Origin of the sequence: Stenotrophomonas sp. SMYL11 (assembly GCF_036320005.1) — a bacterium.
GTDB lineage: Bacteria > Pseudomonadota > Gammaproteobacteria > Xanthomonadales > Xanthomonadaceae > Stenotrophomonas > Stenotrophomonas maltophilia_A.
Window position 1 is genome coordinate 94573 of sequence record NZ_JAWIRS010000003.1, and the last position, 15679, is coordinate 110251.

The window sequence follows — 15679 nt, forward strand, 5'->3', positions numbered from 1 at the left end:
GATGGCGGCCGCGCAGGGTGCCCCGCACTGGGCCGACATCGGCGAATCCACCTCGGTGGCCGGCGTGCTGTTCCTGTGCTGGGTGCACCGCTGGTTCGGGCGCTGGCCGTTCCGCCTGTGCGTGTGGCCGGTGGTGGCCTGCCATTGGCTGGGCAACCGTGTTGGTCGCCAGGCCTCGATGCAGTACCTGCAGCGGCTGCAGGCGCACAGCGGCGTGCTTGGCCGTGCGCCGACCCGGCGCGACAGCCTGCGCCACTTCTTCGCCTTCGCCGACACGATGATGGACAAGATCCTCGGCCTGGGCGGGCGCTATCCGGCCGAACGCATCCACCTGCATCGCGACCTGGTGCTGGAGAAGATCGCGCGCCGCGAAGGCGGGCTGATCCTCACCGCGCACATCGGCTGCCTGGAACTGTGCCAGGTGCTGGCCGAACAGGTACCGGGGTTCCGCATCACCGTGCTGGTACACACCGCGCACGCGCAGCGCTTCAACCGCCTGCTGCAGCGGCTGGACCCGCTGGCGGCGGTGGAGCTGGTGCAGGTAACCGAAATGGGCCCGGCCACGGCGGTGATGCTGGCCGAGCGCGTGGCGGCCGGTGGCTTCGTCGCCATCGTCGGCGACCGCACGCCGGTGCAGGGCGGCCGCAGCGTCACCGCCGATTTCCTTGGCCACCGCGCGCCGTTCCCGATCGGTGCCTACGTGCTCGCCGCCGCGCTGGGCTGCCCGGTCTACACGATGGCCTGCCTGCACCAGGGCGAGGGTTATCGCGTGGCGTTTGAACAGTTCGCCGAACGCATCGTGCTGCCGCGTGGCTCGCGCGATACCGCACTGGCCGAACAGGCACAGCGCTTCGCGCGCTGGCTGGAACTCCAGGTCATCCAGTCCCCGTTGGACTGGTTCAACTTCTTCCCCTTCTGGGATCAGGCTCCGCATGACGACTGACGCCGTACCCGTGTGCCGCTTTGGCGATGCACCGTTGACCATTGAAGACGTGGTTGCCCTGGCCCAGCGCCAGTGCGAGGCCGCACTGAGCGAGGCGCCGGCGTTCCGCGCGCACATCCAGCGCGGTGCCGACTTCCTCGACCGCCTGCTGCGCGAGGACGGCGTGATCTACGGCGTGACCACCGGCTATGGCGACTCGTGCACGGTGAACATCCCGCCGGCGCTGGTGGCTGAGCTGCCGCACCACCTGTACACGTACCACGGCTGTGGCCTGGGCCGTTACCTGGACCCGGTCGAGACCCGCGCGGTGCTGGCGGCGCGCCTGGCGTCGCTGGTGCGTGGCATGTCCGGCGTCAGTGTGCCGCTGCTGGAAGGCTTGGCCACGCTGCTGCAGCACGACGTGCTGCCGATGATTCCGGCCGAAGGTTCGGTCGGTGCCAGTGGCGACCTGACGCCGCTGTCGTACGTGGCGGCGGTGCTGTGCGGCGAGCGCGAGGTGCTGCACGACGGTCGCGTGCAGCCGGCGGCCGAGGTGCTGGCGAAGATCGGCATGACCCCGCTGAAGCTGCGGCCGAAGGAAGGCCTGGCGATCATGAACGGTACCGCGGTTATGACCGGCCTGGCTTGCCTGGCCTGGCAGCGCGCTGATTACCTGGCGCGCATGGCCACGCGGCTGACTGCGTTCAACGTGCTGGCCAGCGACGGCAACGCGCACCACTTCGACGAGACCCTGTTCGCCGCCAAACCGCACCCGGGCCAGGGCCGCATCGCCGCGCGCCTGCGCAGCGACCTGCACAGTGAACGCCCGCCGCGCAATGAACAGCGCCTGCAGGACCGCTATTCGCTGCGCTGCGCACCGCACGTGATCGGCGTGCTGGAAGACAGCCTGCCGTTCCTGCGCCAGCTGATCGAAACCGAGCTGAACAGCGCCAACGACAATCCGCTGATCGACGCCGATGGCGAGCGCATCCTGCACGGCGGCCATTTCTACGGCGGCCACATCGCGTTGGCGATGGACACCTTGAAGAACACCGTGGCCAACGTTGCCGACCTGCTCGACCGGCAGCTGGCACTGGTGGTCGATGCCCGCTACAACCACGGCCTGCCGGCCAACCTGTCGGCGGCCACCGGCCCGCGCGCGGCCATCAACCATGGCCTGAAGGCGCTGCAGATCAGCGTTTCGGCATGGACCGCCGAAGCGCTGAAGCAGACCATGCCGGCCAGCGTGTTCTCGCGTTCCACCGAATGCCACAACCAGGACAAGGTCAGCATGGGCACCATTGCTGCGCGCGACTGCCTGCGCGTGATCGAACTGACTGAACAGGTGGTGGCCGCGATGCTGATCGCTGCCCGCCAGGGCCTGGCCCTGCGCGAACGGGTTGGCATGAACGCGCAGCTGCATGGCAGTCTGGCCGACATGTACGCCGACCTGGGGCTGCGCATTGCCCTGGTTGAAGAAGACCGCGCGCTGGATAGCGAGTTGCGGGAGCTGCTGGTGGAGATCCGCGCGCAACGTTGGGAGCTGTATGCCGGTGAATGAAGCAATCGAACTGGCCGGCGAGATTTCGCTGACCCCGGCCTTCCATGACTGCGATCCGATGAACGTGGTCTGGCATGGCAACTACTTCAAGTACTTCGAGATCGCGCGCTGCGCGCTGCTAGGGCGCTACGACTACGACTACCCGCAGATGCTCGAATCGGGCTACCTGTGGCCGGTGGTCGATGCGCGGGTGAAGTATGTGCGTCCGTTGCTGTTCAACCAGGCACTGCGCGTGGTCGCGCGCATCGTGGAATGGGAGAACCGGCTGAAGATCGAGTACGAGATTCTCGATGCGCAGAGCGGCCAGGTGCTGACCCGTGCGATGACCATCCAGGTTGCGGTGGACGCCGCCAGCAAGGAAATGCTGTACCAGTGCCCGCCGGTACTGTGGGAACGCCTGGGAGTGCCTGCGCCATGAACCGAGCGAACTGTTTCGCCCGTGCGCTGCTGTGCGCGCTGCTGCTGGTGGCCGCACCGCTGGTGCAGGCGGCCGACCCCGCCATCGATGCGATCACCCAGGCGGTGGCGCGGCCGGATGTGCTGCGTGGCCAGTTCAGCCAGGAAAAGCAGGTCAGCGGCTTCAAGAACCCGCTGCGTTCTCAGGGCCGGTTCGTGGTCGCGCGCCAGCACGGCGTGATCTGGTCCACGCTCAAGCCGTTCCCCTCCGAGGTGGTGGTCACCGCCGACCGCATCCTCAGCCGCCAGCGCGATGGCAGCACCCGCGTCGAACTCGATGCACGGCAGCAGCCGGCGATGCGTTCGGTGAACGCGATCATGTTCGCGCTGATGAGTGGCGACGTGCAGGCGCTGTCCAGCCAGTTCAACGTGGCGGCCAGCCGTGAAGGACAGGGCTGGCGGCTGCGCCTGACGCCGAAGTCGGCGATGCTGGCCAAGGCTTTCGAATCGCTGATTCTGCAGGGTGACCGCTACGTGCGCCAGGTCGAGATCGTGGAGGCCAACAAGGACCGCACGCAGATCCAGTTCAGCGCGTTGAGCGAGACGCCGGCCACGCTCAATGCCGACGAGGCCCGCCGCTTTGAGTGAGGCCGCGGCATCGAACGCACCGGACCGGTTGCGGCGCTGGTGGCACTGGCTGGGCATCGCCTGGCTGCTGGTGCTGCTGGTAATGGGCGCGCAGCAGTGGCGCCTGTGGAGCCAGGAGTCGCGGATCGACACCGACATCCTCGCCCTGCTGCCGCAGGATGCACACGACCGCCTGTTGAGTGATGTCACCCGGCGCATCGCCGATGGCAGTTCGCGGCAGGTGGTGGTGCTGCTCGGCAGCAAGGACAGCGCCGCCGCCAAGCGTGCGCAGACGGCCTTTGCTGTGGCCATGGCCAAGGACGCAGATCGCGCCTTGCTGGTGCCCAGCGGCTCGATCGAAGGCTGGTTCGATGAAGCGCGTGCGTTCTACGCGCCGTATCGCGATCGCCTGTTGACCCCGGCCCAGCGCGAGCAGCTGCAGGGCAGCGAGCCGGGCGCGCTGGCCGAACAAGCGTTGGCTGCCCTGTACGGCCCGATGGGCGCGCCGCGCCTGACCGACTGGCGACAGGACCCGTTGTCGCTGTGGCCGCAGTGGTGGCAGCAGCAGGCGCAGGGGTCGGGGCTGCGGTTGGGCGATGACGGCCTGCTTGAAGCCGAGGGCAGGCACTGGGCCGTGCTGCAGTTCGATACGCCGGGTTCGGCGTTCCAGCTGGATGGCGAGCGCCATCTCGATGGCCTGCTGGAACGCGCCGGGCAGGCCGCCAGGGCGGCGGTGCCCGAGCTGGAAATCCTGCATGCCGGCGTGCCGCTGCACGCCGAAGCGGCCGCGGTGCAGGCCAACCAGGAGATCAACACCATCGGTTGGGGGTCGCTGGCGGCAGTGCTGCTGCTGGTATGGCTGGCATTCCGTTCGCTGCGGCCGATCCTGCTGGTGGCCGCCTCGCTGCTGATCGGCTGTGGCGTGGCGCTGGCGGTGACCGTGCTGGTGTTCGGCAAGGTGCACGTGCTGACCCTGGTGTTCGGTGCATCGCTGGTGGGCGTGGCCGAGGATTACGGCATCCACTGGTTTGCCTCGCGCCAGGCCGAGCCGGCCGATCGTCGCTGGAAGCTGCTGCGGCACCTGCTGCCCGGACTGTGGCTGGCCCTGCTGACCAGTGCGCTGGCCTACCTGGCATTGGGCCTGGCCCCGTTCCCCGGCCTGCGCCAGATGGCGCTGTTCTCGGTGGTCGGCCTGGCTGCCGCCTTCTTGACGGTGATCTTCTGGTTCCCGTGGCTGGATGGTGGCGAGATCCGCCAGACCCGCTTCTCGCAGTGGCTGGGCAACACGCTGGAGCGTTTCCCGCGCCTGCATGGCCGCCGCGCGGTGACGATGTTCGTGGTGATCACGCTGGCACTGTCTGCCATCGGCATCGCGCGCCTGCAGAGCAACGACGACCTGCGTAGCCTGCAGTCGTCGCCGCCGGCATTGATGGCGCAGCAGATCCGCCTGAGCCAGTTGCTGGGCATGCCCAGCCCGGCGCAGTTCTACCTGGTGCAGGGTGCCGATGCCGCGCAGCTGCTGCAGCGCGAAGAAGCGCTGACCGAACGCCTGCGTGCATTGGCCAACGACAAGCGCATTGGTGGCTATCGTGCGATCAGCGATTGGCTGCCGTCGCCGTCGCGCCAGCAGGCCGATGCCGCGCTGACCGCGAAGGTGGAACCGGGTGTGCTGTCGGCCGTGTCCGAGGCCGTGGGCGAACCGCTGCAGCGCCCGCAGTTCGCGGCCGCACCACTCAGCGCCGAAGCCTTCCTGGCCTCGCCGGCCTCGCAGCCGTTCCGTCACCTGTGGGTGGGTGAGGTCGGTGGGCAGATGATCAGCGTGGTGATGGTTGATGACCTGTCGCGCGCCGATGCGCTGGCCACCCTGCAAGGTGCGGCCGAAGGCCTGCCGGGCGTGCGCTGGGTGGACCGCACCGCCGACTTCTCCACGCTGCTGGGCCACTACCGCAAGCTGATGGGCGGGCTGCTGCTGGTCGGCATCGCGCTGGTGTTCGGCGCGCTGTGGCTGCGCTACCGCCGCCAGGCCTGGCGTGTGTTTGCGCCGACCCTGATCGCCGGTGCCTTGACCCTGGGCCTGCTGGGCCTGTTCGGCCAGCCGCTGCAGCTGTTCAACGTGCTGGCTTTGATGCTGCTGCTGGGCATGGGCATCGACTACGGCATCTTCCTGATCGAGCACCGTGGCGATGCCAGCGCCTGGCTGGCAGTGTGCGTGGGCGCGGCCAGCACCTGGCTGTCGTTCGGCCTGCTGGGCCTGTCGCAGACCCCGGCGCTGCGCGCGTTCGGCCTGACCCTGCTGTTCGGCATCGGCCTGGTCTGGTTGATCTCGCCGCTGTTCCGGCCGCCGCCACATGACCTGCCGCCAGCTTGAACCTGTCTTCCGACTTCCTTCTTTCCACCTGATCGAGCAACAAGGACGCACCGATGAATACTGCTGTGGATGCTGTCGAACGTACTGAAATCCTGATCATCGGTGCGGGCCCGGCCGGCTCGGTGGCTGCGGCGATGCTGCGCCAGCAGGGCCGCCAGGTGCTGATGCTGGAGCGCCAGCAGTTCCCGCGCTTCTCGATCGGTGAAAGCCTGCTGCCGCAGAGCATGGAGTACATCGAGGCTGCCGGCCTGCTGCAGGACGTGGTCGAAGCGGGCTTCCAGCACAAGAACGGCGCCGCGTTCGTGCATGGCGAGGCGCGCACCGCGTTTGACTTCAGGAAGAAGTTCTCGCCAGGTTGGGGCACCACCTACCAGGTGCAGCGCGCCGACTTCGACAACGTGCTGGCGCGCGGCGCCGAACGCATGGGCACCACGCTGCGCTTCGGCGATGAAGTGCTTGCGGTCGAGCCGGGCGAGCAGCCGGCGGTGACCGTGCGTCGTCCGGACGGCAGCGAGTACCGCATCGAGGCCGATTTCATCCTCGATGCCTCCGGCTTCGCACGCCTGCTGCCGCGCCTGCTGCAGCTGGAATCGCCGTCCAACTTCCCGGTGCGCGGCGCGATCTTCTGCCACGTGCGCGACAACATTCCGGCCGAAGCGGACTTCGATCGCAACAAGATCCTGATCACCACCCATCCCGAGCACATCGACGTCTGGTACTGGACCATCCCGTTCTCCAACGGCTGCTGCTCGCTGGGCGTGGTCGCCGAGCCGTCGTTCTTCGAACGCTACGAAGGCGATGATCTGCAGAAGCTGCAGGCCATCGTCGGCGAGGATCCGAACCTGACCTCGCTGCTGGCCAATGCCGAATGGGCGGTGCTGCCGGTGCGCCGCATCACCGGTTACTCGGCCAATGTCAGCTCGCTGTGGGGCCCGGGCTACGCCCTGCTGGGCAATGCCGGCGAATTCCTCGACCCGGTGTTCTCCTCCGGCGTCACCATCGCCTTCAAGTCCGCGCAGCTGGCCAGTGAATGCCTGGCGCGCCGCTATGCCGGCGAAACCGTCGACTGGGAAGCCGACTTCTCGATCCCGCTGCGCGCCGGCGTGAAGACCTTCCGCCGCTTCGTTGAAAGCTGGTACGAGGGCGGCTTCCAGAAGATTATTTACCACCCGCAGCAGCAGCCCGAAGTGCGCGACATGATCAGTTCCATCCTGGCCGGCTACGCCTGGGACACCAACAACCCGTATGTGGCCGACGAAAGCGGCCGCCGCATGCGCGTGCTGGAGCAGCTGTGCAGCGCCTGATCGCCCGTACTGCGGCCGTGCTGCTGTGCCTGCTGCTGGCCGCCTGTGCCGGCCGTATGCCCAAGCGATTGGTGGAGCTGCCGCCGCTGCGCCTGTCACCGGCCAGCCTGCCGGCGCCGCTTGCATTGCAGCAGCAGCTGCATTTCCGTTTCGGCAGCCATGAGCGCGATCTCGACGCCTTGCTGGAAGCCGATGCGCAGCAGGTGCAGCTGGCGGTGCAGGCGATGGGCCAGACCGGCGTGCGCCTGCAGTGGGACGGCCAGCAGCTGACCCAGCAGCGCGCACCGTGGCTGCCGCCGCAGGTGCGTGCCGAGCGCGTGCTGGATGACCTGCAGTTCGCGCTGTGGCCGACCGCGGCCATTGCCGCCGCGCTGCCGGCAGGTTGGCAGGTCAGCGATGACGGCCGCCAGCGCAGCCTGTCGCGCGACGGCACGGTGTGGCTGCAGCTGCAGCGCCTGGACGATGGCAGCGTACAGTTGGACAACCGCGCCGAAGGCTACGCCCTGCGCATCGAATCGATCGACATGGCCGGGCAGGACCGATGAGCGCACCGATCTACCTGAACGACCTGGGCGTGGTCTGTGCGCTCGGCGATGGCCGCGCCGCAGTCGCGTCGGCGATGTTCGCCGATGTGCCGGGTGGGCTCAGCGACAACGACAGCCTGCTGCCGGGGCGCACCCTGGCGCTGGGAGAGGTGCGCACGCCGCTGCCGGCGCTGGAGGACCTGCCGGTGGCCCTGCGCGGGCGCAACAACGCCCTGCTGGACGTGGCACTGGCGCAGATCGCACCGGCGGTGGCCGCGGCCATTGCCCGCCATGGTGCCGAGCGCGTGGCGGTGGTGCTGGGCACCAGCACCTCGGGCATCGGTGAATCCGAGCAGGCCCTGCGCACCCACGCCGAACAGGGCCAGTGGCCGCCGGGCTTCGATTACGCCCAGCAGGAAATGGGCACCGCCGCGCAGTTCGTGCGCCAGCGCAGTGGTGCGCAGGGGCCGGCATGGACCCTGTCCACCGCCTGCTCGTCCAGCGCCAAGGCGCTGATGTCGGCCGCCCGGATGCTGCGCGCCGGCATCGTCGATGCGGTGATTGCCGGTGGTGCCGATTCGCTGTGCCGCTTCACCGTGGCCGGCTTCAGCGCGTTGGAATCGGTGTCGGCCCTGCGCTGCAATCCGTTCTCACAGCACCGCTCCGGCATCAACATCGGCGAGGGCGCCGCGCTGTTCCTGCTTACCCGCGAGCCGGGTCCGGTGTGCCTGGCCGGGTGGGGCGAATCGGCCGATGCGCATCACATGTCCGCCCCCGATCCACAGGGGATGGGGGCCATTGACGCCCTGCAGCAGGCGCTGCTGCGCGCCGGCTGGGGCGCCGACCAAGTGGATTACGTGAACCTGCATGGCACCGCCACCGGGCACAACGACGCGATGGAAAGCCTGGCGGTCTCGCAGGTGCTGGGCAATGGCGTGCCGGCCAGTTCGACCAAGCCGCTGACCGGCCATACGCTGGGTGCCTCGGGCGCGATCGAGGCGGCGCTGTGCTGGATCCTGCTGGCCGAGAACCCGCAGCAGCAATTGCCACCGCACTGGTGGGACGGCGTGGCCGACCCCGCACTGCCGGTGCTGCCGCTGGTCGCGCCGGGCTCCCGCCTGGCGCAGGCGCCGCGGCGGGTGCTGAGCAATTCGTTCGCCTTCGGCGGCAGCAATGCTGTGCTGGCACTGGAGCGTCGATGAACACGCTGTACGCGATCGAGGACGTGGTGCCGCACCGCCAGGACATGTGCCTGCTGGAGCGCATCACGCAGTGGGACCAGGACACCCTCGAGGCCGAACTGGTGGTGCCCGAATCCGGCCTGTTCGTGGAGAACGGCGAAGTGCCGGCGTGGGTCGGCATCGAATACATGGCGCAGGCCATCGCGGCCTGGGCCGGCTGCCGCGCGCGAGCGGCCGGCAAGCCGCCGCAGCTGGGCTTCCTGCTCGGCAGCCGCCGCTACAGCAGCGCGCGCAGCAGCTTTCCCAGCGGTTCGCGGCTGCGCGTACAGGCGCGCTGCGAGCTGTTGGGTGACAATGGATTGGGGATGTTCGCCTGCCGCATCCTGGCAGGTGAGGACGAATGGGCGACAGCCAATGTGTCGGTGTTCGAACCGGCCGACGCGATGGCCTATCTGGAGAGTGGACAGGCATGACAGGGAATCGAAGCGTGCTGGTGACCGGCGCCAGCCGGGGCATCGGCCGGGCCATCGCGCTGCGCATCGCGCGCGATGGCTTCGACGTGGTGGTGCATTGCCGCAGCCGCCTGGAAGAAGCACAAGCCGTGGTGGCCGAGATCCAGGGCTTGGGCCAGCAGGCCCGCGTGCTGGCGTTCGACGTAGCCGACCGCGAGGCCGCACGCGCCGCGCTGGAGGCTGATGTTGAAGCGCACGGCGCGTACTACGGCGTGGTCTGCAATGCCGGCATCGCCCGTGATGGCGCCTTCCCGGCGCTGTCGGCGGAGGATTGGGACCAGGTCATCCACACCAACCTGGATGGCTTCTACAACGTGCTGCATCCGCTGATCATGCCGATGGTGCGGCGGCGCAAGCCGGGCCGCATCGTCACCTTGTCGTCGGTGTCGGGGCTGGCCGGCAACCGCGGCCAGGTCAACTACAGTGCCGCCAAGGCCGGCATCATCGGTGCCACCAAGGCGCTGGCGCTGGAACTGGCCAGCCGCCAGATCACCGTCAACTGCGTGGCCCCGGGCCTGATCGAGACCGAAATGCTCAACGATGAAGTGATCGAACACGCGCTGAAGCTGATTCCCGCCGGCCGCGTCGGTCGTCCCGACGAAGTGGCGGCCGCGGTGGCGTTCCTGCTGTCCGAACCGGCCGGCTACATCACCCGCCAGGTGATCTCGGTGAACGGAGGCATGCTCTGATGGCTGCCGATCGTCGCGTGGTGGTCACCGGTGCCGCTGCCATCAGTCCGCTCGGGCATGACTGGCCCACCATCGAAGCGCACCTGCGCAGCTGCCGCAATGCCGTGCGCACGATGCCCGAATGGGATGTCTATGCCGGCCTGAACACCAAGCTGGCCGCGCCGGCGCAGGACTTCGAGCTGCCGCCGAACTACAACCGCAAGACCACCCGCTCGATGGGCAAGGTCGCGATCATGTCGGTGCGCGCCACCGAGGTGGCACTGCGCGAGGCTGGCCTGCACGAGCACCCGGTGCTGCGCAGTGGCCGTACCGGCGTGGCCTACGGTTCGTCCTCGGGCAGCCACGAGGCCACTGGTGAATTCGGCCGCATGCTCAACGAGTTCACCACCGACGGCATCAGTGCCACCACCTACCTGAAGATGATGAGCCACACCGCGCCGGTCAACATCGGTGTGTTCTTTGGTTTGTCCGGGCGCGTCTACACCACCTCCAGCGCCTGCACCTCGGGCAGCCAGGGCGTGGGCGCGGCCTATGAGGCCATCCGCAGCGGCAAGCAGACGGTGATGGTGGCCGGCGGTGCCGAGCAGCTCGATGCCACCGCTGCTGCGGTGTTCGATACCCTGTTTGCCACCAGCGTGCGCAATGATGCGCCGCAGACCACGCCGCGCCCGTTCGATGCCGGCCGCGATGGCCTGGTGCTGGGCGAGGGTGCCTGCACGCTGATCCTGGAAGACCTGGAGCACGCGCAGGCGCGCGGCGCCACCATCCTTGCCGAGGTGGTGGGCTACGGCACCAACAGCGATGGCCAGCACGTCACCCAGCCCAGTACCGACACCATGGCCCAGGCCATGCGCCTGGCGCTGGAGGATGCCGGGCTGGACGCGGCGCAGATCGACTACGTCAACGCCCACGGCACCGCCACCGACCACGGTGACATCGCCGAGACCCAGGCCACCGCGCAGGTGTTCGGCAGCCGCATGCCGATCAGCTCGCTGAAGAGCTACGTCGGCCACATGCTGGGCGCCTGTGGTGCGTTCGAGGCCTGGATGAGCATCGAGATGATGCGCGCCGGCTGGTTCGCGCCCACCCTGAACCTGGCCGAGGTCGATCCACGCTGCGGCCAGCTCGACTTCATCACCGGGCAGGGCCGTGAGCTGCAGGCCGAGTACGTGATGAGCAACAACTTCGCCTTCGGTGGCATCAACACCTCGCTGGTGTTCCGCCGCTGGCGCGAGTGATCCACCGCCCCACCGCTGCTGTTCCCGCAACCTACCCGCACCCTCGACAAGGAGATGTTCCGATGCGCCGCACCCTGATGATCGCCACGGCCACCGCACTGCTGGCCCTGGCCTCCACCGCTTCTGCCCGCGATACCCGCGTGGAGCAGTCCCTGCAGGAACTGGTCAGTTCGCAGGCTGCCAAGGACGCCGGCATCGACGGCAGCGTCCGCTTCTACCTGGCCGGCCAGCCGGTCAGCGTGCAGCAGCGCCTGGGCGAAGACGTGACCAACAAGAAGACCAACGCCGCCAACAAGAGCGATGCCGAGGCCTGCCGCTGGGTCGCGCTGTCGGCGCTGCGCGCGCTGCAGGACGGTGCCAAGTCGCGCGGCGCCAACGCCGTGGTCGACATCGTCAGCTACTACAAGAAGAACGAGTTCAAGAGCAGCACCAACTACGAATGCTATGCCGGTGCGATCCTCGCCGGTGTCGCGCTGAAGGGCACCTACGCCAAGGTCAAGTAAGCGCCCGTGTGGCGGCGGCGTGTGGCTGAACGCCGCCGCCACATTGCTGAACCCCGCAGGGGAAACGCCGCCGATCACGCCGCCATCGTCGGCTGACGGCTTTCCCCGGTGTCGGCTTTCCGACACAATCATGGCTCTTCCCGGGTTATCGTCCCGCGGACATGCACGCCTACGTCTATAAAAGCCAACTCAAGCCGGACACCTACGTCTACGTTCCCCGACGCGATGATTTCAGCGCGCTGCCTGCGCCGCTGCTCACCTCGCTGGGGACGCTCGCCTTCGTCCTGGACGTGGCCCTGGATGCCCAGCGCCGCCTGGCCCAGGCCGATCCGGAAAAGGTCCGCAGCGAAATGAGCGAGCGCGGGTTCTACCTGCAGGTGCCGCCATCGGTGGCCAGCCTGATGCCGCGCCACTATGACTGACACGTCCCGTCCGCGCGCCCTGTCGATCGCCTTCGCCGTGGGCGCCGCACTGGCGCTGGGCGCTGCAGCGGGTGGCGTTCCAGGCGCCATCCTTGCTGCACTGGCGCAGCCCGCGTTCGCGCTGGGTGTGTCGTGGTGGCGTCGCAGCCGCGCGCTGCTGCCGCTGAAGGTTGTCGCGCGCCAGGACCTGCCGGCGCTGCTGGCGTTGTGGACGGCAGCGCCGCTGTTGCTGGCGCTGCTGCTGGCCTGGCCGCTGGCGGCGCTGCGTGACAGCGGCAGCCTGGCCGCGGTGCTGGGCCTGAGCGTGCTGGTCAGTGCCGGCCTGCTGGCGGCCTGGCGCACCTGGCCGCTGTGGAACGATGTCGAACGCCTGGATGGCAATCTCGCCCAGCATTGGCACGCGCTGGCCGGACGCGACCTGACCGCCTGGCGCGGTCTCGGTGTTGCCGCGCTGGTGATCGCGCTGGCCGCGTTGGTGGTGCTGCCGGCCTGGCCGGGCCTGTTGCCGGAAGGCGCGCGCTGGCCCGCCGCGCTGGCGGTGGTGCTGCTGTCTCCCGTGCTGCACCTGCTGCTGCAGCGGGTCGCGCCGGCACCCTTGGTGTCGCTGCGCGCGAGCCCGTTGGCCAGCGCCGGCAACGAGCACGAACCGATGTTCGCCGCTGCGGCCGAAACCGCGCCGCTGGAGGCGATGGCGCCGCAGGAGCTGACCCCGGCCCTGTATGAAGCCGCCCGCCATGGCCGCATCGACCGGAGCCTGCAGCTGCTGCAGGCCGGTGCCGATCCGTATGCGCTGCCGGACCCGAACTGGCGCGACCAGCGCAGCCTGGCGGTGCTGGCTGCAGTGCTGCCGGACCTGCGCCTGCTGCGCGAACTGATCGCCCGCGGCGTCGATGTGAATGCGCCGCACCGGGGCATGACCCCGCTGCTGGCCGCCACCCGCGACAGCTGGCACGGCCGTCCCGAAGCGGTGATGACTCTGCTCGCCAACGGTGCCGATTCACGTGCCACCGACAGCGATGGCAATACCCCGCTGCATCATGCCGCGCGCAGTTCCGACCCGGGCGTGGCGGCGCTGTTGCGCGATGCCGCTGCCGAAGTGGATGCACTGAACAGCGACGGCTGGTCGCCGCTGGCGGTAGCCTGCCAGGTCGGTAACTGGCGCCTGGCCCGCTTCCTGCTCGAACGCGGTGCGCGCAGCGAACCGGCCGAGGGCACGCCGGTGCTGCTCGCCGCCGCTGCCACCGAAGACGACGATCCGGCCGGGGTGCAGCTGCTGCTCAAGCACAAGGCCCGCGCCGACGCCCGCGATCGCCAGCGCCGCAGCGCGCTGCATGAGGCGGCGCTGGCCGGCCACGTGGAGATCGTCGGCGTGCTGCTGGGTGCCGGTGCCAATCTGGAAGCGCGCGATGCGCTGGGCCGTACGCCGTGGCTGGAAGCGGCCCGTGCCGGTCGCGCCGCCGTGATCGAACACCTGCTGCCGCACAAGCCGGACCTGGTCGCAGTGGACGGCGAAGGCCGCAATGCGGTGCAGCTGGCGGCGATGGCCGAGGATGTCTCGCCGTTGCTGATCAAGCGCCTGGTCGAACTGGGCATCGCCGCCGATGCCACTGACCCGGTCGGTCGCCGCGCGGTGGACTACGCCGCCGAAGCCGGCCGCTGGGCGATAGTGGCCCTGCTGGACCCGTCCTATCCGTTGCCGGCCGCCGTCAGTGATGGCCTGGCCGAGCGCGGCGACGCCGCCAGCGCCAGTGGCCTGCTGCCGGACCGGCCGCCACTGACCCTGCTGCGCGAAGCGCTGGGCTTTGGCAACACCGATGGCATGGCCGCGCTGGCCAAGCTGTGCCAGCCGGAAGAGCTGGGTGGCCTGCTGCTCGATCCGGAACTGGCGCTGGAGCCGCGTGCGGTCGACTGGCTGCTGGGCCACGGCGCCGATCCCTACGTGCGTGACGCCTGTTCCGACACGCCGATGTTCGCGCTGTTGTCGCGAGGCATCGACGCGGTGCCTGCATTGCAGGTGATGCTGCAGCGTGGCTTGTCGCCGGCCGGTCGCGGTGGCCTGGCGCGCTTCCTCGCCGCGTGCGCGCAGCACGACCAGGCCGCCCGTGGTCTGGAACAGCTGGCGCTGGAACTGCTGGAACGTGGCGCCGATCCGTTTGCCGCATCGCCGGCCGGTGATCCGCCGTTGTCGCTGGCGGTGCGCCTGGGCTGGCTGCGCCTGCAGCAGGCCCTGCTCAAGGCCGGTGTCGATCGCGAAGCGCGCGACAGCCATGGCATGACCGCATTGCACCTGGCCACCGCATTGGCCCGCGAAGGCGCGCTGAAGCTGCTGGTGCAGCACGGTGCCTCGCCGGAAGCACGTGCGGCCGACGGCCAGACGCCATTGGGCGTGGCACTGTCGATCGGTCGCCGTGATCTGGCCGACTGGCTGGACTGGCGGGTGTGGCCGTTGCCGCGCCGCACCCTGCGCGAGGCCGATCTGCCGGCCGCCGCGATGGCCGGTGACGTCGATGCGGTGCGCCGCCTGATCGATCTGGGATTTGCCGTCGACGCGGTCGACGCACAGGGCTGCACCGCGCTGCTGCGTGCGGCCGGTGGTGGCCATCTGGCAGTAACCGACCTGCTGCTGGCACGCGGTGCCGATCCGCAGCACGCCGCTGCCAGTGGCGCGACGCCGCTGTCGGCTGCGGTCAGCATGCGCCAGGTGGATATCGTCTCGGCCCTGCTCGACGCCGGCGCCAAGCTGGAACACCGCCTGCCGGGCGGCGTGACCGTGCTGATGCTGGCCTCGGCGCTGGGCCTGCCGGACATCGTTGCGCGCCTGCTCACTGCCGGTGCCGACGTGCATGCCGGTGACGCGCAGCAGCTGGGCCCGCTGCATTGCGCCGCACTGTATGGCTTCAGTGCCCGCGACCGCTCGCGCCTGCTGGCCCTGCTCGACACCCTGCTGCTGGCCGGTGCCGAACCGGACCAGGCCGCGGCCGGTTCGGTCACGCCGCTGCTGCTGCTGCTGGGTGCGCGTGCCGAGCCGGGTACCGCCTGCGACGAGCAGGTGGTGATGGCGGCGGTAGAGCGCCTGCTGGACGAGGACGTGAGCCTGGACGTGCGTGATCCGCGCGGTTTCGGCCCGCTGCACCTGGCCGCGCTGCATGGTCTGCCGCTGCTGGTGCAGCGCCTGCTGCGCGCCGGTGCCGATCCGGAAGTACGCGACAGCCTCAACCGCAGCCCGCGCGAGATCGCGGTGATGCGTGGCTTCATCGACGTGGCCGGCGAGTTCGAGCCGCGCGTGCCGGGCGTTTCGTCGATGGCGCGGTTCCTGCGCGACAACGGCTGATCCCTGGAAATGGGTAGTGGCGGGGGGGGGGGGGGGCCCCCCCCCCCCGCGCCGGGGGGGGGGGGGGGGGGGCCGCCGCGCCGCGCGCCCCGGCCGCTGGC

At 69.3% G+C, this 15679-nt stretch carries 14 protein-coding genes; all 14 read left to right on the top strand.

What is annotated here, in order from left to right; genetic code table 11:
* Position 1: 1 nt before the first annotated feature.
* The 14 genes from V3B46_RS07335 (at position 2) to V3B46_RS07400 (ending at position 15578) form a co-directional block, all read left to right on the top strand.
* Positions 2 to 943, top strand: coding sequence for a lysophospholipid acyltransferase family protein (locus V3B46_RS07335; RefSeq protein WP_154264801.1), 942 nt, complete (start codon positions 2 to 4; stop codon positions 941 to 943).
* Complete coding sequence (locus tag V3B46_RS07340; protein ID WP_154264800.1) at positions 933 to 2483, top strand: HAL/PAL/TAL family ammonia-lyase; 1551 nt, start codon at positions 933 to 935, stop codon at positions 2481 to 2483. The genes V3B46_RS07335 and V3B46_RS07340 overlap by 11 nt, the downstream gene beginning before the upstream one ends.
* Positions 2470 to 2901 (top strand): acyl-CoA thioesterase, encoded by a 432-nt coding sequence (locus V3B46_RS07345; RefSeq protein WP_154264799.1) that lies wholly within the window; start codon positions 2470 to 2472, stop codon positions 2899 to 2901. Before V3B46_RS07340 ends, V3B46_RS07345 begins: the two co-directional genes overlap by 14 nt.
* Positions 2898 to 3527, top strand: a complete 630-nt coding sequence (locus tag V3B46_RS07350) for an outer membrane lipoprotein carrier protein LolA (protein ID WP_329891535.1) — start codon at positions 2898 to 2900, stop codon at positions 3525 to 3527. The genes V3B46_RS07345 and V3B46_RS07350 overlap by 4 nt, the downstream gene beginning before the upstream one ends.
* Positions 3499 to 5874 (top strand): MMPL family transporter, encoded by a 2376-nt coding sequence (locus tag V3B46_RS07355; RefSeq protein WP_329891536.1) that lies wholly within the window; start codon positions 3499 to 3501, stop codon positions 5872 to 5874. The genes V3B46_RS07350 and V3B46_RS07355 overlap by 29 nt, the downstream gene beginning before the upstream one ends.
* 53 nt (positions 5875 to 5927) lie before the next feature.
* On the top strand, positions 5928 to 7178 hold the full coding sequence (locus V3B46_RS07360; protein ID WP_154264796.1) for an NAD(P)/FAD-dependent oxidoreductase: 1251 nt from the start codon (positions 5928 to 5930) through the stop codon (positions 7176 to 7178).
* Positions 7166 to 7723: a DUF3261 domain-containing protein gene (locus V3B46_RS07365; RefSeq protein WP_329891537.1), complete on the top strand. Its 558-nt coding sequence runs from the start codon at positions 7166 to 7168 to the stop codon at positions 7721 to 7723. The genes V3B46_RS07360 and V3B46_RS07365 overlap by 13 nt, the downstream gene beginning before the upstream one ends.
* Positions 7720 to 8904, top strand: coding sequence for a beta-ketoacyl-[acyl-carrier-protein] synthase family protein (locus V3B46_RS07370; protein ID WP_329891538.1), 1185 nt, complete (start codon positions 7720 to 7722; stop codon positions 8902 to 8904). Before V3B46_RS07365 ends, V3B46_RS07370 begins: the two co-directional genes overlap by 4 nt.
* The gene (locus V3B46_RS07375; protein ID WP_032129169.1) at positions 8901 to 9356 is read left to right on the top strand and encodes a hotdog family protein; all 456 of its coding nucleotides are present in this window, start codon (positions 8901 to 8903) and stop codon (positions 9354 to 9356) included. The genes V3B46_RS07370 and V3B46_RS07375 overlap by 4 nt, the downstream gene beginning before the upstream one ends.
* Positions 9353 to 10084, top strand: coding sequence for a 3-ketoacyl-ACP reductase FabG2 (locus V3B46_RS07380; protein ID WP_329891539.1), 732 nt, complete (start codon positions 9353 to 9355; stop codon positions 10082 to 10084). The genes V3B46_RS07375 and V3B46_RS07380 overlap by 4 nt, the downstream gene beginning before the upstream one ends.
* Positions 10084 to 11322 carry a beta-ketoacyl-ACP synthase gene (locus tag V3B46_RS07385; RefSeq protein ID WP_154264792.1) on the top strand — a complete coding sequence of 413 codons (1239 nt, stop codon included), beginning with the start codon at positions 10084 to 10086 and terminating at the stop codon, positions 11320 to 11322. Before V3B46_RS07380 ends, V3B46_RS07385 begins: the two co-directional genes overlap by 1 nt.
* A 62-nt stretch (positions 11323 to 11384) precedes the next feature.
* Complete coding sequence (locus V3B46_RS07390; protein ID WP_010482305.1) at positions 11385 to 11825, top strand: hypothetical protein; 441 nt, start codon at positions 11385 to 11387, stop codon at positions 11823 to 11825.
* Between the two features lie 161 nt (positions 11826 to 11986).
* Positions 11987 to 12247, top strand: coding sequence for a YcgL domain-containing protein (locus tag V3B46_RS07395; protein ID WP_010482302.1), 261 nt, complete (start codon positions 11987 to 11989; stop codon positions 12245 to 12247).
* Positions 12240 to 15578, top strand: coding sequence for an ankyrin repeat domain-containing protein (locus V3B46_RS07400; RefSeq protein WP_329891540.1), 3339 nt, complete (start codon positions 12240 to 12242; stop codon positions 15576 to 15578). The genes V3B46_RS07395 and V3B46_RS07400 overlap by 8 nt, the downstream gene beginning before the upstream one ends.
* Positions 15579 to 15679: the final 101 nt, after the last annotated feature.